Below are 17,766 nucleotides of genomic sequence, written 5' to 3'. Positions count from 1 at the left end.
GTCACAGGTACACCCATATTATGAGCACACACTCACTATATAAGCAATGGGCCTTCGGCCTCGTGCGCCTTTCCGGTTGTTCCGGCAACCAGAAAGGCGCACGGGACCTTCAGCCTCGTGCGGGTGGAATACTCGACGCATGGTCGTGCTGGATCCGTTTGCGGTGCGACGGCCGACGGCCGCCGAGCGCAGAGCGTCGGAGGACTGGAGCGAGATCCAACTCTGGTCCGACCGCGTGTACATGCCCTATGTAGTGCGTCCGCTCGGTGTCGGGCTGTCGCCCCGGTCGAGCATGTACTCCACGAAGATCGGCGACATCACCGTCACCCGGTTCTCCTACGGAATCCCCGTCTCGGTCGGCGACTTCTCGTCCGACGCAGGAAACGCGCTCGTTCTCACGACCATCCGGGGCAACGCCCGGCACCACCTCGACCACGACGCCACCGCGGACACACCGGCAGGTGACACGTTCGTCGCCGACTGCAGTCGCGTCGACTACCTCGTCGAGTTCTCGCCCGACCACGTCCAGCTCAATCTCACCGTTCCCCATGCGTTGCTCACGGACACGGCTGTGCGCTGGTGGGGATTCGACCCCGGAGATCTTCTCTGGCAACGCAAATGCGCCATCGGCGGCGGTGGATCCGGCTGGCAGGCGCTGCTCGCTTACGCGATGCGGACGACGGAAGAGCTACCGGGGCACGCCACCGAGGGGCGCATCGGACTCAACCTGCAGGAGTTGCTGGTCGGGCACCTGCTCACCGAATGGGCGGCTCGTGCCGGAGTGGACCCGGACAGGTCCACCGGCCCGGCGGCGCCCGGCTATGTGCGGCACGCCGTCCAATACATCCGCGAGTACGCCCGCGAACTGCCGACCGCTTCCGACATCGCCGACGCGGTGGGTGTCAGCGTCCGCACCCTGTCCGGGTCGTTCCGGAAATACCTGAACACCACCCCGGCCGAGTACGTGCGTGAGCAGCGCCTCCAGGGCATCCGGGAGGAACTGCTCACCGCATCGCCGGGCGAGACCGTCGCCTCGATCGCCGGCGCGTGGGGATACGTCAACCTCGGCCTCTTCGCGGCCGCCTACCGTCGCCGGTTCGGTGAGAATCCGTCGCAGAGCAGGGCCTTCGGCCCCGTGAGTGGTTGACGAGTCCAGAGACTCCTCAACCACTCACGGGCGGCGGAGCCGCCTACAGCTCCGCGCGGACCAGCTTCGCCGCGTCGACGAGGTTGCGCAGCGACGCCTCGACCTCGGCGGGACCACGGGTCTTCAGACCGCAGTCGGGGTTGACCCACAGCCGTTCCACCGGCACCGCCTTCAGCGCCTCCCGCAGCGACGCCGCGATCTCCTCGACACCGGGCACCCGCGGCGAGTGGATGTCGTACACGCCCGGGCCGACGCCGAGATCGAAGCCGACGGCGTTGAGGTCGTCGAGGACCTCCATGTGCGAGCGCGCGGCCTCGATGGAGGTGACGTCGGCGTCGAGCCTCGCGATGGCCTCGATGACCTCACCGAACTCCGAATAGCAGAGGTGGGTGTGGATCTGCGTCGAGTCCGAGACCCCGGACGTCGCGAGACGGAACGCCCCGACCGACCAGTCGAGGTACGCCGGCTGATCCGCGGCCCGCAGGGGCAGCAGTTCGCGCAGCGCGGGCTCGTCCACCTGGACGATCCGGATGCCCGCGCCCTGCAGGTCCACCGTTTCGTCGCGGATGGCCAGCGCCACCTGGTTGGCCGAGTCGGCCAGCGGCTGGTCGTCGCGCACGAACGACCACGCCAGGATCGTCACCGGACCGGTGAGCATGCCCTTCACCGGACGCTGAGTGAGTGACTGCGCGTACGTGATCCATTCGACGGTCATCGGGTGGCTGCGGCGCACGTCGCCGTACAGGATCGGCGGGCGGACGCAGCGGCTGCCGTACGACTGCACCCAGCCGTTGTCCGTCGCGAAGAACCCGTCCAACTGTTCGGCGAAGTACTGCACCATGTCGTTGCGTTCCGGTTCGCCGTGCACCAGCACGTCGAGGTCCAGCTTCTCCTGCAGCGCAACCACATCGGCGACCTCGGCGCGCATCCGGTTCAGGTACTCGGACTCGTCGATCTCACCCTTGCGCCGCGCCGCGCGCGCGACCCGGATCTGCGTCGTCTGCGGGTAGGAGCCGATGGTGGTGGTCGGCAGCACCGGAAGCGACAGCGCCGACTGGGCTTCCCGACGTTCCGCGGCGGGACTGCGCCCCGGATCGGACGCGGTGAGCGCGTCCAGCCGGGCACGGACCGTGGCGTCGTGCAGACGCCTGTCGGTGCTGCGGGTGGACGCCGCCGCGCGGGCGAGCGCGAACTCGTCCTCGACGGATTCACGACCGCTGGTCAGTGCGGTGCCGAGGGTGACGACCTCGCGGACCTTCTCGGTACCGAACGCCAGCCACGACCGCAGCGCCTTGTCGAGTCCGGTCTCCGCGTCGAGCGTGTACGGGACGTGCAGCAGCGAGCACGACGTCGAGACGGCGAGCGAACCGGTGCTGCCCAGCAGGGTGCCGAGCGACGTCAGTGCCGCGTCCAGGTCGGTGCGCCAGATGTTGCGTCCGTCGACGACGCCGGCGACGACGTGCTTGCGGGTCAGATCGGGAACGGTGGCGAGAGTGTCGGATCCGGCGACCAGATCGATCGCAATTCCCTCGACACCGGTCGAGGCGATGGCGGGGAGTGCGTCACCGAGGCTGCCGAAGTAGGACGCGAGGAGGATCGCCGGCCGCGACGGTGCCGCGGACAACCGGTCGTAGGCACGCTTGGCCGCCGCGATCTCTTCCGGTGTGCGGTCGGCGACCAGCGCGGGTTCGTCGATCTGCACCCACTCGGCGCCGGCGTCGGCGAGCCGACCGAGCAGGTCCGCGTACAGCGGGACCAGTTCGTCGAGGCGGTCGAGGAGGGGTACGTCCGAGCCGACGGCCTTCGACAGCAGCAGGAACGTCACCGGACCCACCACCACCGGGCGGGCCGGAATGTCCAGGGCGCGTGCCTCTTCGAGTTCGCGGAGCACCTTCGACGGGTCGAGGGCGAACGTCGTCGACGGGGAGATCTCGGGCACCAGGTAGTGGTAGTTGGTGTCGAACCACTTGGTCATCTCGAGCGGGGCGATCGTGTGGTTGCCGCGGGCGGCGGCGAAGTAGCGGTCGAGGTCGCTCTCGATGCCGGCGACACGGTCGGGCAGGGCGCCGAGCATCGCCGCGGTGTCCAGTACATGGTCGTAGTACGAGAACGTGTTGACGGGAACGGAGTCGAGCCCGATGTCGCGCAATCTCGTCCAGGTCCGGCGTCGCAGATCCTGGGCGAGCGCGTCGAGCCCTTCGGCGTCGAGGCGGCCGGCCCAGTACGACTCGACGGCCTTCTTCAGTTCGCGATTCGGACCGATGCGAGGTGAGCCCAGCACGGTCGCGGTGAAAGAAAGTGTCACGGTATCTCCAGTTGCGTACGCGGTACGGCTACCGCCGGCAAACGGGTACACCTCTCGAGCCCAGGGACGTGCTGCAGCGCGAGAAGGTCTACACGCCCAATCCACGAGGCGGTAACCGTCGGGCACGGCGTGCCCGACACAGTCGGCAGGTCTTCGGACTTGCAGGCAGCCGGTGTGACATCACACCGGACCTAGTGGCCGTCGCTTCCCAGGCGGTTGCCCAGTGCATGGTGACGGCGGTCGTTCCTGCTCACCGCTGCGGGACAGTCCCGGATTCTCACCGGGTTCCCTCTCACACGCGGACTCCGGGGAGGCTGACGTGCTTCGACGCCAGGTGCGGTCTTCGGGGCTCCTCACGACCGTGCCGGGCGAACCAGCTGCACCGGCCAGCATAGGCCTTCGGCCCGTGCGCCTTTTTGGTAGCCCCAACTACCAAAAGGGCGCACGAGCCCGGAGGGCCTACAGCCAGCCGTTCGACTCCGCGGCGCGGACGGCCTCGGCGCGGGTGCTGGCGCCGGTCTTGCCGATCGCCGAGGACAGGTGATTGCGCACGGTACCTGCCGACAGGAACAGTGCGGCAGCGATCGAGGCGACCGGCGCACCGTCCCGCGCCGCCCGCAGCACGTCGGTCTCCCGGTCGGTGAGCGGTGATTCCCCGCTGACGAGACTGTCAGCGGCGAGAGCCGGGTCGACGACGCGCAGTCCGGCATGGACGCGCCGGACGGCGTCGGCGAGCTGCCGGGCCGGGGTGTCCTTCACGACGAACCCCGACGCACCGGCCTGCAGTGCCTTGCGCAGGTACCCGGGACGACCGAACGTCGTCACGATCAGGACGCGGGTCTGCGGCATCTCGATCCGCAGTGCCGTGGCCGCGGCGATCCCGTCCAGGCCGGGCATTTCGACGTCGAGGAGCGCGACGTCGGGGGAGTGCTCGCGCGCCGCCGCGACGACCTCGTCGCCGCGCCCGACCTCCGCGACGACCGTCAGGTCCGCCTCCAGGTCGAGCAGGGCGGCGAGGGCACCGCGGACGAGTGCCTGATCGTCGGCGAGCAGCAGCCGGATCGTCACGGGACCTCTTCCTTCAGCACGTGCAACGAGAACCCGCCGGGTTGCGGATGGGTGATGACGACCCGGGCTCCGGCGGCCGCGGCGCGCTCCCGCAGGCCCACCAGCCCGTTCCCGTGCACGGATTCGGCGCAGCCGGCGCCGTCGTCGACGACGGTAACCTCGCGTTCGCCCACCGTGACCGAGCAGTGCGTCGCGCCGCTGTGCCGGACCACGTTGGTGACACCCTCGCGGACCGTCCACGCGAACAACTCGCGCAGGCCGGTGGGCACCGACTCGGTGCTGTTGGGCAGCTCGGCCTCGATTCCGGCCGACCGCAACGCTTCCCCGGCCCGGGCGATCTCCACCGGAAGCGACAGCCCCCGGATTCCCTGCACGGCCTGCCGGACGTCCGCGAGCGCGTCGCGGGAAAGGCGTTCCAGGTCTGCCACTTCCGTGCGGGCCCGGTCGATGTCGATGTCGAGGAGCCGGCCCACGAGTTCGGCCTTGACGGTGATGACGGTGAGGGAGTGCCCCAGGATGTCGTGGAGGTCGCGGGCCATCCGGGTGCGTTCCTCCTGCACCGCGAGTCGTTCGCTCGCTTCCCGTTCCCGGACCAATTCGATGTTGCGGTTGATCAGCTTGGTCACCCCGAACATCGCGAATGCTGCCGCGCACACGCCCAGCGAGAGCCCGGTGCCCGACCCCCAGTCCATCACCGTGGAGATCACTTCCACGAGAACTGCGACGGTCAGCGCGGTGAGCCCGCCGAGCCACGCGGGGAACAGCATGACCGCGGAGACGGCGAGGAAGACGCCGGCGGACAGCCCCGACGACCCGACGGCGACCACCATGACGGCTGCGAGCCCGAACAACGCCACCACGAGCGGTACCGCCTGGTTCAGCGGTGGCCGAAACTCGTTGTGCGCGTGCCGGGTATGCGACCACCGGAACATCGCAAGGTACGTCACCGCGAATGCCAGCGTGGCGATCATCCCGATCCAGCCCCGGACCTGATCGCGGGCGGCCCACCCGTCGAGGAACGGCTGGAACAGGAAGACCGTCCACGCGGCGGCGAAAATGAATCCGAAACGGCCCCATCGCCTGGTCACGACGGGGCCGTCGGGGGTGGTCACGGCAGTCACGATACCGCCGTCACACTCGCTCGGTGTCGCGCTGGAAACGCCACGCCGCACCGCCGACGAAGATCGCCAGCCACACCGCGACGTTGAGGAGCCACGTCCACTGCATCGCGTCACCGGTGAGCGGTGCGTGCACCAGCTGACTCAGCCCGTACGTGGGCATGAACTGCGCGATCGACGCCCACACCGAACCGTCCTGAAGCGGCATGAACAGCCCGCCCGCGAAGCCGAGCACGGCGAGCCCGGGGCCGAGGATCTGCATGACGTTCTCGCTCGGCAGCAGGTACCCCATGAACAGGCCGAACGCGGCGAACACTGCGGATCCGAGCCAGGTGATCAGGGCCGTCGCGAACCACAGGGACGTGTCCATCCGGACGGACGTGAACGCGCCCACTAGGTAGACGACGCCGACGGCCCCGAGCCCGAGCATCATCGCGACGAGCACCTTGACGAAGATGTAGACCCCGGGGGACAAGGGGGTGAGCCGCAACTGCCGGCTCCATCCCGACGCCCGTTCCACCGACACCATCGCGCCGCCGCTCGTCGTCGCGATCATCGCGCCGTACAGCGCCATGCTGATCATCACGTACGCCGAGACGTTCCCGTTGCCCGCGCTCTCACCCGAGTAGCTGGGGTTCAGGCCGAAGATGAGGAAGAAGACGACCGGCATGACGAGAGTGATGATCATCGTGCGCCGATTGCGCAGCAGCCGGCGCAGTTCGAGTCCGAGGAGGGTGGCGTTGAGGCCGCCGAGCGGGGGAACGCGGCGGGGTACGGCGAGGGTGGTCATCAGTTCGATCCTTCCGTGGCGGAGTCGTCGGAGGTGAGCGCGATGAACGCGTCTTCGAGTCCTCGGGAGACGATTTCGAGGTCGCAGGCAAGCGTCTGCGTGAGGAGGTGGCGGGCCACGGCGTCGGTGTCCGTCGAGTGGACGAGGACGCTGTCACCGCGCACCTCGATGCTGTCGGCGCCGGGAATCGCGAACAGCTGTTCCCTGTCAGCGCCCGGGAAGTGGGCGCGCACCGTGCGTCCCGTGGCCAATGCCTTCACCTCGGCAGCGGTGCCGTCGGCCACCACTTTTCCCTTGCGCACCAGCACGATCCGGTCGGCGTGGGCGTCGGCCTCCTCGAGATAGTGCGTCGCGAAGACGACGGTCCGGCCGCTGTCCGCGTCGGCGCGGATCGCCGACCAGAAGTCCCGCCTGCCCTCGACGTCCATGCCCGTGGTCGGCTCGTCGAGTATCAGCAGCTCGGGATCGGAGAGCAGTGCCATCGCGAACCGCAGTCGCTGCTGCTGACCTCCGGAACACTTGCCCACCAACCGGTTTGCGAGATCGGCGATGCCGGCCCGGGTGAGGACCTCGTCGACCGGCCGCGTGTCGGCGAACAGACTCGCGGTGAGCCGGACGGTCTCCTCGACGGTCAGTTCCTTCAGCAGGCCGCCCGTCTGCATGACCGCCGAGACCAGACCATGCGCGATCGCGGTGCGCGGATCGGTGCCGAAGACGGACACCTCACCGGCTGTGGGGCGGGACAATCCGAGGACCATGTCGACGGTGGTGGTCTTGCCGGCGCCGTTGGGACCGAGGAACGCGACGATCTCGCCGGGCCGGATCTCGAGGTCCAGGCCCCGGACGGCGTGAACGTCACCGAAGTTCTTGTGGACGCCGCGCAGGCTGACTGCCGGAGCCGGCGACGCGGAGGCCTTCGTGGAGGTGTGGAGCGCTGTCGATGTCATGCAATCAGCGTGCGATTCCGACGGCCGCCGACCCCCACACGTCCGTCACGACCTCACCGTGACAAATGTCAGGGGCCAGGGGTAGGTGTGGCGCCGATCGGGGGCAGCCGTTACTGTGGGCGCCATGCAGCGCGCATATTTCTGGTTTAGCAGGCCGGCCCCGGGTGGGCCGGTCGGCGTAACCACGCGCTGACTTCTTCCACCCCAGAGCCGGATTACAGACCGGCTCGCGGGAATCTCCACAGTCTTCGAGGGCCGGCCTGAGAACAGGAACCCGAACCCATGACTGTCACTCTCGACACCACTACCAGCACTGATCGGCTGGACGACCAGCGCACCGCGAGCATCAGCCCGCTGGTGGCCCCGTCGGTCGTGCGCCGCGAACACGCCCCTGACGACGTCGCGTCCGCGACCGTGCGCTCCGGCCGCGCCGACACGGTGAACGTGCTGAACGGCGACGATGATCGACTGCTCGTCGTGGTGGGCCCGTGCTCGGTGCACGACCCGGACGCCGCCATGGACTACGCCCGCAGACTCGCCGCGAAGGCCGAGGAATTGCGCGACGACCTGCACATCGTGATGCGGGTCTACTTCGAGAAGCCGCGCACCACCCTCGGCTGGAAGGGTCTGCTCAACGACCCGCACCTGGACGGCACGTTCGACATCGACACCGGGATCCGCATGGGCCGCAAGCTGCTGCTCGACGTGTCCTCGCTCGGCCTGCCGGTCGGCTGCGAGTTCCTCGACCCGATCATGCCGCAGTACATCGCGGACCTCGTCACGTACGGCGCGATCGGTGCCCGCACCGCCGCCAGCCAGGTGCACCGCCAGCTGTGCAGCGCGCTGTCGATGCCGGTCGGGATCAAGAACTCGACGGAGGGGGACGTGCAGGTGGCGGTCGACGGCACCCGCGCCGCCGCGGCGAGCCACGTGTTCCCCGGCACCGACCTCGACGGGCAGGCCGCGCTGATCCGCACGGTCGGCAACCCCGACTGCCACGTCATCCTCCGCGGGGGCAGCGACGGACCGAACTACGACGCGGAGACGGTGGCCGACACGCTCGCCCGGCTGCGCAAGGGCGGTCTGCCGGAGCGGGTCGTCATCGATGCCAGCCACGGCAACAGCAGCAAGAACCACGAGAAGCAGGTCGACGTGCTGAACGACATCGCGGTGCGGCTCGAGGAAGGCGAGCAGGGGATCGTCGGTGTGATGGTGGAGAGCTTCATCGAAGCCGGTCGTCAGGACCTCACGCTCGGGAAGGCCGAGGACCTCACGTACGGCCAGTCCATCACCGACGCGTGCATCGACTGGAACACGACGGCGGCGCAGCTGGACCGTCTCGCGCAGGCAGTGGCCGCACGTCGGAAGTGATCACCGCACGCCTCTCGTGCGGAACTGCACGCTGATCCGCGGTCCGAGCGGGCGGGTGCTCTTCGGTACGCAATGCTCCCAGGTGCGCTGGCAGGAACCACCCATCACCAGCAGGTCACCGTGGCCGAGCGAGTACCGGATCGAGTGCCCGCCGCCGCGCGGACGCAGCAGCAGCGGACGCGCGGCGCCGAGCGAGAGGATGGCGACCATGGTGTCTTCGGTGCGGCTCCGGCCGGTGTCGTCGCCGTGCCAGGCGACGCTGTCGGAGCCGTCACGGTAGAAGCAGAGTCCGGAAGTGGCGAACTTCTCGCCCAGTTCGGGCAGGTAATGCGTGCTCAGGGCGTCGCGTGCCGCGACCAGCAGCGGGTCGGGGAGCGGCTCACCCTCCGGGTAGAACCGGACGAGGCGTGGGACGTCGACCACCCGGTCGTACATCTGGCGCCGCTCCGCCTTCCACGGCACCGTCTCCGCGAGCGTGGTGAACAGCTCGTCGGAACCGGTCAGCCACCCCGGCCGCACGTCGACCCACGCTCCCGCCGTGAGCATGCGACGCTGCACCGTCGACCCGAGCGCGCCCAGTTCGACACCGAACGACGCGTCGTCGAACAGTGAGGCCTGGTGCGCATACCGCGCATCCGCGGAAGTCATGCCGCCATGCTACCTGATATTCGAACGTATGTTCCCATCGTTGTCGGGCGTTCGGGAAGTACGCCGTCGCTCGGAGAGAAACCACGCGGCCGCGCCCAGGAGCGGGACGGTCCAGACGGCGACGAACCAGAGTGCGCCGCGGAGGACGCCTGGTCTCGCCAGGACTATCGAGAGGGTTGCCGACATCGAGATCGCGAACGCCATTCCGATGGTGAAGAGCGTGAGCAGGAAGAGGACGAGGAACGTGCCGAAGCCCGGCATGCAGTCCATGTTCTCCCGCGCGCATTCGCTGAGGCCGGCTTCGGCGAATGCGCTCATGGAACCGAGCGTAGTGATCGCCGCCCAGATGCACCCGATCTCTGCAGCCGCACTACTTTTCGGGCCCTAGAAGTGCGGCTGCGAAGAAGGGTGCGTCTGTGCAAGTACGCGTTTGACGACAGAAGTTACCGCGGCACGGCAGGCTCGCGGTCGTCGCCGGTGTCGACGGTCGCCTTCTGCCTGCTCGGCCACCAGAAGGCGCGACGTTCGAGTGCCGCCAGGCTCGGTACCAGCATCGGGGCCATCGCGAAGGCGGCGATGGCGACACCGATCGCGACACCGAAGCCGAGTTCGGCGAGGTTGGCCAGTCCGGTGAGGGTCAGGGAAGCGAAGGTCAGCGCCAGGATCAGACCGGCGGCGGCCACGGTGGGGGCGTCGTTGGAGACGGCGATCCGCGCGGACTCACGCGGGGTGTACCCGTTGCGGAATTCCTCGCGCAGTCGCGAGGCCAGCAGGATGTTGTAGTCGGTGCCGATCGCGACGACGAACAGGTACAGCACGATCGGAATCGAGAAGTCGATCCCGTCGTAGCCGAGGCCGTGCAGGAACAGGAGCACCACGGCGCCGAGCGTGGCGACGAACGTGAGTGCGACGCACACCAGCAGGTTGAGCGGGGCCAGCACGGCGAGCAGAAGCAGGGCGAGAATGAGCGCGATGGCGACTGCGGCGACGGGGAACACGAGGCGCGTATCCGCCGCGAGTTGCGCGCGGACGTCGACGAACGTGGATGTCTGCCCTCCCGCAACGACTTCCGAGCCGGGGACCGCTCCATGGGCGGCGTCGCGGATCGGTCCCTCGACGAGGTCGAGGGACGCGTTCGAGTAGGGGTCGTCGGCGAGTACGACGTTGACGAGCGCGGCTCGACCGTCCTGACTGGGTCGCGGCGGGGCGACCGAGGACACTCCCGGCACCTGCGTGAGAGCGGTGACGAGCGGGGTCAGCGACGCGGGATCCAGCGGTCCGGGAGCCACGACGTACACCTGGGTCGGGCTCAGCGCACCCGCGGGAAAGGATTGATCGAGGGTGTCGAAGGCCTGCTGTGACGGCGTGTCGGAGGGCAGTTCCCCAGCGTGTTGTACGTCGACTTGTAGCCGGACGCGAAGGAGGCGAGCGCGATCAGCACGACGCCGATCGCGACGGCGAACACGGCTGGCCGGCGCCCGATCGCGGCGCCGATCGAGGCGAACGGGGTGTGGGGGCTGTCGTGCCCCGGTCCGAGCGGCCAGAACAGGTGGCGGCCCAGCACGGTGAACACGGCGGGGATGAGCGTCAACGCCGTCACCAGCATGACGGCCACGGCGACGATGAGTCCCGGCGCGAGCGTGGTGAGCGAGCCGAGTTTCGCCAGTAGCAGGGCGGCGAACGCGACGATGACCGTGAGCGCCGACGACGCGACGACGCGCCCGACGACGTCGGTGGAGAACACGAGGGCTTCTCGATGGGTGTCGGTGGTGGACCCTGCCGCGGCCTGCTGCCGGAGACGTTCGCGATAGCGGAACAGCAGGAAGACGATGTAGTCGGTGCCGACACCGAAGAGGACGACCACGAGTATGGATTGCAGCGACGTGCTGACCTGGAAGTCGAACAGATCGGCGAGCACGGCGGTCAGTCCGGTGACCACCGACAGCACCGCACCGATCACGACAACCGGCAGCACGGCGATGACGGGGCTGCGGAAGATCAGGCCGAGCAGGGTGAGGATGACGATCACTGTGGCGATCGTGATGACCTTGTCGGCGTTGTCGTAGGCGGCGGTGGTGTCGACCTGAATGGCCGCGTTCCCGGTCAGCCCGCTCACCAGGCCGGTGCCGTTCAGTTGCTGCTCGGCGTCGCCCCGGATGACCGGCACGGCGTCGTTGACCTGGTCGTCGCCGGGTTGTCCGTCGAACACCACCTGCAGTGCGGCGGCCTTCCCGTCGGCGGACAGCGACGCAGGCGACCCCTGCACACTCACGACTCCCGGGATCGCCGAATTCTGCAGCGTGGTCGCGAGATTCAGTGCCGCCTGCTGGTCGGCGGGTGACAGCGGGGCGGCGTCGGCGCGGACCACCACCAGGCTGCCGGTGGCGCCCGACAGGCTCGGGAAGTATTCGTTTCCGACGGCCTGCGCCTCGGAGGACTCGAATGAACTGGGCAGGAACGTCTGCTGGTTGCCGGTGGTGTAGTCGTCGAGACTCGGTGCGAACAGGATGACGGCTATTGCCGCGACCACCCAGGTCGCGATGACGTGCCACGGGTGTGCGACGACGGTGCGCGCGATGGAGGCAAACATCATTCCCCGTTCCGGGAGATGAAGGTTCGGCCGGCGCCCGGCGGGGCGGTCGAACCCTGCCCAGTCATCGTCGCATGCAGGACGGCGCGAAGGCTACGGGTTTCGCGGCATCGACAGACCGCGGCCCCGCTCCGCCGTCAGGGAGCGGGGCCGCGGTACGTCATGGTGCTCGTTACCGCAAGGGGGTGAAATCCCGGCTACCGAGGTAGTCGGGGCGCGGTGCGGGCGCCGAGAACGGATCCGTCAGCGTGTTCTCGACACTGTTGAACACGATGAAGAGGTTGGAACGCGCGAACGGCGTGATGTTGCCGTTCGAACCGTGCATGCAGTTGGAATCGAACACGGTGGCGGAGCCGGCCGGTCCGGTCATCATGTCGATGCCGTACTCGTTCGCCATCCGGGTGAGCGTCGGCTGGTCGGGCGACCCCGTGGGTGGAACGTAGCTGACCAGCGATTCCTTGTAGTAGTCCTCGGGGGTCTCGCCGGCGCACGACACGAACGCGCGGTGAGATCCGGGCATGATCATCAGCCCGCCGTTGTGCCCGTAGTTCTCGGTGAGCGCGATCGAGATACTCGCTGCGCGAGGAGTGGGCATGCCGTCCTCGGCGTGCCAGGTCTCGAAGTCGGAGTGCCAGTAGAACGGGCCGCCGGAGAAACCGGGCTTGAAATTGAGTCGCGACTGGTGGACGTAGACGTCCGAACCGAGGATCTGCCGGGCGATACCCACCACCTCGGGGCGGCGGATGATCTCGTCGACGACGTCGCTGAGACGGTGGACGTCGAACACGGAACGGACGGCACCGTCCCCGTTCTCCCGCACGACCCGGTCGTCGCCGCGCAGCGTATCGGTCTCGGCGAGGCGGGTCATCTCGTCGACCAGGTTGAACACGTCGCGTGGTGGGATGATCGACTCGGCGGAGTGATATCCGCGTTTGTCGTAGACGGCAATCTGATTCGCGGTGAGCGGACCGGAGCGGGAATCACCCCGTTTCTGGTCCGACCAGGTGACCGGGTCCTGGCGGACGGTCATCGTGCACTCGTTGCGGTCCCTCGTGGGGTAGTTGTCGGCTACGGCCGTACGCATAACTCGTGTTTCACCCTTTCGGATTGGACAACGCTTTACTCTTCCGACGTTCCCACTGGTCGTCGACGAATGCAACCCGGACACAGGTCCACCGAGGCCGGACTGGACCGCGACGGCGCGTCGCCGCGGTGGGATCGTCACGGGCATGATCGATTCTGCGGCGGTACTCGGAGTGGCGGCGATCGCCCTCGGCATGGTTCTCACACCGGGACCGAACATGGTGTATCTGGTCTCGCGCAGCATCACTCAGGGCAGGGCGGCGGGGCTGGTCTCGCTGGCCGGGGTCGCTCTCGGATTCCTGTGCTATCTGGCTGCTGCGACACTGGGCATTTCGGCGGTGTTCTCCGCCGTCCCGCAGGCGTACACCGCGCTGAAGCTGGCGGGCGCGTGCTACCTGGGCTGGCTGGCGTGGCAGGCGTTGCGGCCCGGCGGGCACGCGCCGTTCGCGCCTGCCCGCGGGCTGCCCCGGGATTCGTCCGCCCGGCTGTTCCTGATGGGGCTCACGACCAACCTGCTCAATCCGAAGATCGCGGTGATGTACCTGGCGCTGATCCCGCAGTTCGTCCACCCCGGCGCTGGGCCGGTGTGGTTGCAGAGCCTGCTGCTGGGCACCGTGCAGATCGTGGTCGCGCTCACCGTGAACGCGCTGATCGTCTGCGTCGCAGGAACTGTCGCGGCGTTCCTGTCCGGACGCCCGGTGTGGCTGCGTGCGCAGAAGTTCGTGATGGGAAGCGTCCTCGGCGGCCTCGCCGTTCACCTCGCTCTCGACCGGACGCGGCCCGCGACGGTCTGAACCGGCAGTGGCCTGAATTATGCACGCATGAGCATGTTTCGCGGGTGCCGTCGGAAGCGACGACGACGAAGGGTGAGAGATGGCCGAAACCATGCGGGCGCAGCGATTCCATGCCGACACGAATAGCATTGCGGTCGAATATGTTCCGATTCCGGAACCCGGACCCGGTGAAGTGCTCGTCAAAGTGGAGTTCTGCGGCATCTGTCATTCCGACCTGAGCCTGATCGACGGCACGTTCCCCGCGCTGCTGCCCGAGGTGACGCAGGGCCATGAGGCGTCGGGCACCATCGCGAAACTCGGTGCCGGAGTAACCGGCTGGTCCGAGGGAGACCGCGTCGTGCCGTCCGCGGGCAGGCCCTGCTTTGCGTGCCGCAACTGCCGCCGCGGGGACCTCACGAACTGTCTGAGCATCCAGCTGATGGCGTTCGCCTACGACGGCGCGTGGGCCGAATACACGGTGGCGCAGGCGGGGGGACTGACCCGCATCCCGGACAACGTTCCGTTCGAGCAGGCGGCCATCCTCGCCGACGCGGTGTCGACGCCGTTCGGCGCGGTCGTGCGCACCGGCAAGGTGGTGGTCGGGGAGACCGTCGGCGTGTGGGGCGTGGGTGGAGTCGGCACCCACATCGTGCAGCCGGCGCGCCTGGTCGGAGCTGTCCCCGTGATCGCGTTCGACATCAATCCCGCTGTGCGGGAACGTGCCCTGGAACTCGGCGCCGATTACGCGTTCGACTCCCGGGACGAGAACCTGAAGGAGAAGGTCGCCGACGCGACGGCCGGCCGGATGCTCGACGTCGCGTTCGACGCGGCCGGACTGACAGTGACGTTCGAGCAGGCACTCGACTGCCTGACGGTCGGTGGCCGACTCGTCGCGGTCGGGCTGAGCGCCCAGGAGGCCTCGGTGGGCACCACCGCGCAGTTCGGACTGTCCCAGAAGCAGGTACTCGGCCACCTCGGCTACAAGAACGTGGACATCGAAACCCTCGCCGAACTGGTGTCCCGTGGCCGCCTCGACCTGTCACGGTCGATCAGCGAGATCATCCCGCTCGAAGACGTCGCAAAGGGCATCGAGAAGCTCGCGAACCACGAGGGAGACCCCATCCGGATCCTCGTCAAACCCTGACCCGGCAGGTCCCGGACGCGGCTCACCGGGACCTGTCGGTGCCCCGCTGTACCGTCGGGCCATGGGATATGAATTTCAAGTCACAGTGGACTCGGAGAACCCGCATACCCTGGCCAAATGGTGGGCGCAGACGCTCGGCTGGGAGGTGGAGCCGAGCAACGAGGAGTTCATCCGCGGGCTCGTCCAGGCCGGCCACGCGCAGGAGTCCGACACCATGGAGTTCGAGGGTGTCCTGGTCTGGCGGGAGGGCCAGGCCATCCGCGATCCGGAGCACCCGGAGCGCCCGCGCGTGCTGTTCCAGCTGGTTCCCGAACGGAAGACGGTGAAGAACCGGCTCCACCTGGACATCAGGGTCGGCGACGTCCGCTACGAGGTCGCCGAGAAGCTGGAGCAGTCCGGCGCCACCGTGCTGCACCGCGGCCGCCAGGGACCGAGCGAGTGGGTCACGATGGCAGACCCCGAGGGCAACGAGTTCTGCGTCAGCTGACGCGCTGTCACGCTCCGCGGTAGGAACTCGGGGTGCTGCCGGTCCAGCGTTTGAATGCGCGACGGAACGCGCTGGGCTCGGAGAAGCCGAGTCGCGCCGACAGGTCCTCCACAGTCTCGCCTCGTCGGAGCCCGGCCACGGCGGCGTCGCGGAGCACTTCCTCGCGCAGCTGATTCAGCGACGTCCCCTCCTGCCGGAGCAGGCGGCGCAGGTGGGGGACGCTGATCGACAGCATCTCCGCGATGTCCTCGGCCGTCGACGTCCGGCCTTTCATGCCCAGCTCGAGGACCCGGCGCACCTGCGCCGACGCCGTGCTGTCGTAATCACGCTCCGACATCAGCAGCGTCGGTGACTCTCGGAGGTAGTCCTCGAGCGTCTCCTCGGTCTGGATGATGGGCGCCCGCATGACGGCGCTGTCGAATTCGACTGCGGGAATGTCGGAATCGAATGTCACGGGGACACCGAAGATGTGATCGTAGTTCTCGGCGAGGTGCGGCAGCGGCGCCGGATACGGCAGTTCCACTGCCAGCAACCGGACCCTCTTGCCCACGAGCCACGCCGCGAAACGATGAAGCAGGATCAGCAGGAAATCGGTGGTCACCCGCGTCGCCTCGAGCGACGACTGCACGTCCTCGGTGGACCGTTCGGCCGCGGCCGGGCGGATGTCGATGGTCATCCGGGTTCCGCCGTTCACACCGGGACCGATGTGCAGCGCGGGCAGCGACGGTAGGGCGCGCAGGATGTCGGCCATCCGCTCGAGGGCGGCGGACAGATCCGCGGTGTGGATCAGTGCGAGGCAGACGAGCCGAAACGTGCCGCGGGGGACCGGGGCCGGCCCGAGGCCGAACAATTCGTCGCCCGTGATCTGCCAGACCGCCTGGGTGAACGCGGTGACCTGGGTCGGCGTCAACCGGGCCAGCGGATCCTCCAGCGACGCCGTCGTGATTCCCGCCGCCGACAGCGCGGGGGAGAGATCGACCCCACTGCGCGCCGACAGCTCGAGCGATCGCCGGACGAAGTCGGCGGGGATGGTGCGGGCAGTCACGATCCGGGCTCCCCGAGGGTCCGGAGCCGCCGCGCCGCCTCCTCGAGCACGTGGTCCTGCTTGCAGAACGCGAACCGCACCAGCGGGTTCCACGGCTGCGGATGGTCGGTGAAAACACTGACCGGCACCGCGGCCACGCCGATGCGCTCCGGGAGCCTGCGGCAGAAATCGATGCCGTCGCGTTCGCCGATCGCGGTGATGTCGGCGCACAGGTAGTACGTGCCGCCGCCCGAATGGACCTCCAGACCGGACGCGACGAGCGCGTCGTACAGTACGTCCCGCTTGGCCTGCAGACTGTCCCGCAGCTCTTTCACCCACTGCTGCTCGTGGCTCAGCGCATGCGCCACCGCGGGTTGGAACGGTCCGCCGCCGACGAAGGACATGTACTGCTTCGCGGTCCGGACGGCGTCGATCAGTTCCGCCGGACCGCACGCCCAGCCGATCTTCCACCCGGTGACGTTGAACGTCTTGGCGGCGCTCGACACCGAGACGGTCCGTTCGTACATTCCCGGCAGAGTGGCCAGGGCGGTGTGCGTTCGGCCGTCGAAGACCAGGTGTTCGTACACCTCGTCGCTGAGAACCAGCAGGTCGTGCTCGCAGGCCAGCTCCGCGACGGCGGCGATCTCCTCCGGGGTGAACACGGTGCCGGTCGGATTGTGCGGGGTGTTGATCACCAACATCCGGGTCTTCGGTGTGATCGCGGCTCGCAGAGCGTCGAGGTCGACGATGAACTTCGTGCCGGAGCGGGCGAGCGGCACGCTGCGTCGCACCGCTCCCGCCAGCGCGACCGACGCCGCGTAGGAGTCGTAGTACGGCTCGATCAGCACCACTTCTTCACCCGGTTCGACCAGCCCCAGAATGGCGGCGCTGATGGCCTCGGTGGCGCCGACGGTGACCAGCACCTCCGAGTCGGGGTCGTGGTCGAGCCCGTACCGGGCCAGGCGGTCGGCCGCGACAGCGTGTCGGAGCACGGGCATGCCGGGGCCGGGTGGGTATTGGTTGAGCCCGTCCGCGATGGCTCGGCGCGCGGTGTCGAGCATGGACGCGGGACCGTCGGTGTCGGGGAAACCCTGACCGAGGTTGATGGCGTCGTGGCGCACGGCGAGCGCCGTCATCTCGGCAAAGATGGTGGACGCGAACGGCTGCAAGCGCTGGACGGTGCGGTTGCGCGGCGTTGCGGGCATTACTGCAGCGTAGTCGGTGTGGCGGCGAGGGTTGCACAGGGCCGCGTCACGTTCTGCGGGGCTGTC

General features: G+C 68.3%; 15 protein-coding genes, 1 pseudogene and 1 riboswitch. Of the genes and pseudogenes, 5 read left to right on the top strand and 11 right to left on the bottom strand.

Features of this window, described 5'->3' with window-relative positions; translation table 11 throughout:
* Nucleotides 1-139 precede the first annotated feature (139 nt).
* The gene (locus GO592_RS24995; RefSeq protein ID WP_172649943.1) at nucleotides 140-1,147 is read left to right on the top strand and encodes a helix-turn-helix transcriptional regulator; all 1,008 of its coding nucleotides are present in this window, start codon (nucleotides 140-142) and stop codon (nucleotides 1,145-1,147) included.
* 43 nt (nucleotides 1,148-1,190) lie between these two features.
* Here GO592_RS24995 and metE read toward each other — a convergent pair whose 3' ends face one another.
* The 5 genes from metE to GO592_RS24970 form a co-directional block, all read right to left on the bottom strand.
* Nucleotides 1,191-3,452, bottom strand: coding sequence for a 5-methyltetrahydropteroyltriglutamate--homocysteine S-methyltransferase (gene metE, locus GO592_RS24990; protein WP_007301107.1), 2,262 nt, complete (start codon nucleotides 3,450-3,452; stop codon nucleotides 1,191-1,193).
* Between the two features lie 127 nt (nucleotides 3,453-3,579).
* Nucleotides 3,580-3,787, bottom strand: a riboswitch (cobalamin riboswitch).
* Between the two features lie 124 nt (nucleotides 3,788-3,911).
* Entirely contained in the window at nucleotides 3,912-4,520 is a 609-nt protein-coding gene (locus tag GO592_RS24985; protein WP_007301108.1) for a response regulator transcription factor, read from the bottom strand.
* Nucleotides 4,517-5,632, bottom strand: a complete 1,116-nt coding sequence (locus GO592_RS24980) for a sensor histidine kinase (protein WP_237720627.1) — start codon at nucleotides 5,630-5,632, stop codon at nucleotides 4,517-4,519. Before GO592_RS24980 ends, GO592_RS24985 begins: the two co-directional genes overlap by 4 nt.
* 19 nt (nucleotides 5,633-5,651) lie before the next feature.
* A complete protein-coding gene (locus GO592_RS24975) occupies nucleotides 5,652-6,428 on the bottom strand; it encodes an ABC transporter permease (RefSeq protein WP_007301110.1) in 777 nt (258 codons plus the stop codon).
* On the bottom strand, nucleotides 6,428-7,375 hold the full coding sequence (locus tag GO592_RS24970; RefSeq protein ID WP_007301111.1) for an ABC transporter ATP-binding protein: 948 nt from the start codon (nucleotides 7,373-7,375) through the stop codon (nucleotides 6,428-6,430). The genes GO592_RS24975 and GO592_RS24970 overlap by 1 nt, the downstream gene beginning before the upstream one ends.
* 282 nt (nucleotides 7,376-7,657) lie before the next feature.
* On the opposite strand from GO592_RS24970, the gene GO592_RS24965 reads away from it, so the two are divergent.
* Entirely contained in the window at nucleotides 7,658-8,746 is a 1,089-nt protein-coding gene (locus GO592_RS24965; protein WP_007301112.1) for a 3-deoxy-7-phosphoheptulonate synthase, read from the top strand.
* On the opposite strand, the gene GO592_RS24960 is transcribed toward GO592_RS24965, so the two are convergent.
* From GO592_RS24960 to thpD, 4 genes and pseudogenes are all read right to left on the bottom strand, one after another.
* Nucleotides 8,747-9,394, bottom strand: a complete 648-nt coding sequence (locus GO592_RS24960; protein WP_007301113.1) for an alpha-ketoglutarate-dependent dioxygenase AlkB — start codon at nucleotides 9,392-9,394, stop codon at nucleotides 8,747-8,749.
* A gap of 9 nt (nucleotides 9,395-9,403) precedes the next feature.
* The gene (locus GO592_RS24955) at nucleotides 9,404-9,712 is read right to left on the bottom strand and encodes a hypothetical protein (protein WP_007301114.1); all 309 of its coding nucleotides are present in this window, start codon (nucleotides 9,710-9,712) and stop codon (nucleotides 9,404-9,406) included.
* 125 nt (nucleotides 9,713-9,837) lie between these two features.
* Nucleotides 9,838-11,987: pseudogene (locus GO592_RS46300) on the bottom strand (MMPL family transporter).
* A 169-nt stretch (nucleotides 11,988-12,156) separates the two neighbouring features.
* Nucleotides 12,157-13,068: an ectoine hydroxylase gene (thpD, locus tag GO592_RS24945; protein WP_039952933.1), complete on the bottom strand. Its 912-nt coding sequence runs from the start codon at nucleotides 13,066-13,068 to the stop codon at nucleotides 12,157-12,159.
* A gap of 145 nt (nucleotides 13,069-13,213) precedes the next feature.
* On the opposite strand from thpD, the gene GO592_RS24940 reads away from it, so the two are divergent.
* From GO592_RS24940 to GO592_RS24930, 3 genes are all read left to right on the top strand, one after another.
* Nucleotides 13,214-13,861, top strand: a complete 648-nt coding sequence (locus GO592_RS24940; protein ID WP_005255230.1) for a LysE family translocator — start codon at nucleotides 13,214-13,216, stop codon at nucleotides 13,859-13,861.
* 79 nt (nucleotides 13,862-13,940) lie between these two features.
* Nucleotides 13,941-14,984, top strand: coding sequence for a zinc-binding dehydrogenase (locus tag GO592_RS24935; RefSeq protein WP_007301116.1), 1,044 nt, complete (start codon nucleotides 13,941-13,943; stop codon nucleotides 14,982-14,984).
* Nucleotides 14,985-15,045: 61 nt separating this feature from the next.
* On the top strand, nucleotides 15,046-15,471 hold the full coding sequence (locus tag GO592_RS24930) for a VOC family protein (protein ID WP_007301117.1): 426 nt from the start codon (nucleotides 15,046-15,048) through the stop codon (nucleotides 15,469-15,471).
* A 7-nt stretch (nucleotides 15,472-15,478) separates the two neighbouring features.
* On the opposite strand, the gene GO592_RS24925 is transcribed toward GO592_RS24930, so the two are convergent.
* Entirely contained in the window at nucleotides 15,479-16,516 is a 1,038-nt protein-coding gene (locus GO592_RS24925; RefSeq protein ID WP_007301118.1) for an AraC family transcriptional regulator, read from the bottom strand.
* Nucleotides 16,513-17,700 carry a pyridoxal phosphate-dependent aminotransferase gene (locus tag GO592_RS24920; protein WP_007301119.1) on the bottom strand — a complete coding sequence of 396 codons (1,188 nt, stop codon included), beginning with the start codon at nucleotides 17,698-17,700 and terminating at the stop codon, nucleotides 16,513-16,515. Before GO592_RS24920 ends, GO592_RS24925 begins: the two co-directional genes overlap by 4 nt.
* Between the last annotated feature and the right edge of the window lie 66 nt (nucleotides 17,701-17,766).

This window comes from Rhodococcus sp. 21391, from assembly GCF_016772255.1.
GTDB classification, from domain to species: Bacteria; Actinomycetota; Actinomycetes; order Mycobacteriales; family Mycobacteriaceae; genus Rhodococcus_F; species Rhodococcus_F opacus.
Note: the sequence above shows the minus strand (reverse complement) of the source record. Positions and strands in the feature narration are given on the sequence as shown.

What these genes read in the sequence shown, in the direction of transcription:
- GO592_RS24975 (WP_007301110.1), bottom strand. Translation starts at nt 6,428, where the DNA reads ATGACCACCCTCGCCGTACCCCGCCGCGTTCCCCCGCTCGGCGGCCTC.
- GO592_RS24955 (WP_007301114.1), bottom strand. Translation starts at nt 9,712, where the DNA reads ATGAGCGCATTCGCCGAAGCCGGCCTCAGCGAATGCGCGCGGGAGAAC.
- thpD (WP_039952933.1), bottom strand. Translation starts at nt 13,068, where the DNA reads ATGCGTACGGCCGTAGCCGACAACTACCCCACGAGGGACCGCAACGAG.
- GO592_RS24970 (WP_007301111.1), bottom strand. Translation starts at nt 7,375, where the DNA reads ATGACATCGACAGCGCTCCACACCTCCACGAAGGCCTCCGCGTCGCCG.
- GO592_RS24940 (WP_005255230.1), top strand. Translation starts at nt 13,214, where the DNA reads ATGATCGATTCTGCGGCGGTACTCGGAGTGGCGGCGATCGCCCTCGGC.
- GO592_RS24960 (WP_007301113.1), bottom strand. Translation starts at nt 9,394, where the DNA reads ATGACTTCCGCGGATGCGCGGTATGCGCACCAGGCCTCACTGTTCGAC.
- GO592_RS24965 (WP_007301112.1), top strand. Translation starts at nt 7,658, where the DNA reads ATGACTGTCACTCTCGACACCACTACCAGCACTGATCGGCTGGACGAC.
- GO592_RS24935 (WP_007301116.1), top strand. Translation starts at nt 13,941, where the DNA reads ATGGCCGAAACCATGCGGGCGCAGCGATTCCATGCCGACACGAATAGC.
- GO592_RS24930 (WP_007301117.1), top strand. Translation starts at nt 15,046, where the DNA reads ATGGGATATGAATTTCAAGTCACAGTGGACTCGGAGAACCCGCATACC.
- GO592_RS24920 (WP_007301119.1), bottom strand. Translation starts at nt 17,700, where the DNA reads ATGCCCGCAACGCCGCGCAACCGCACCGTCCAGCGCTTGCAGCCGTTC.
- GO592_RS24995 (WP_172649943.1), top strand. Translation starts at nt 140, where the DNA reads ATGGTCGTGCTGGATCCGTTTGCGGTGCGACGGCCGACGGCCGCCGAG.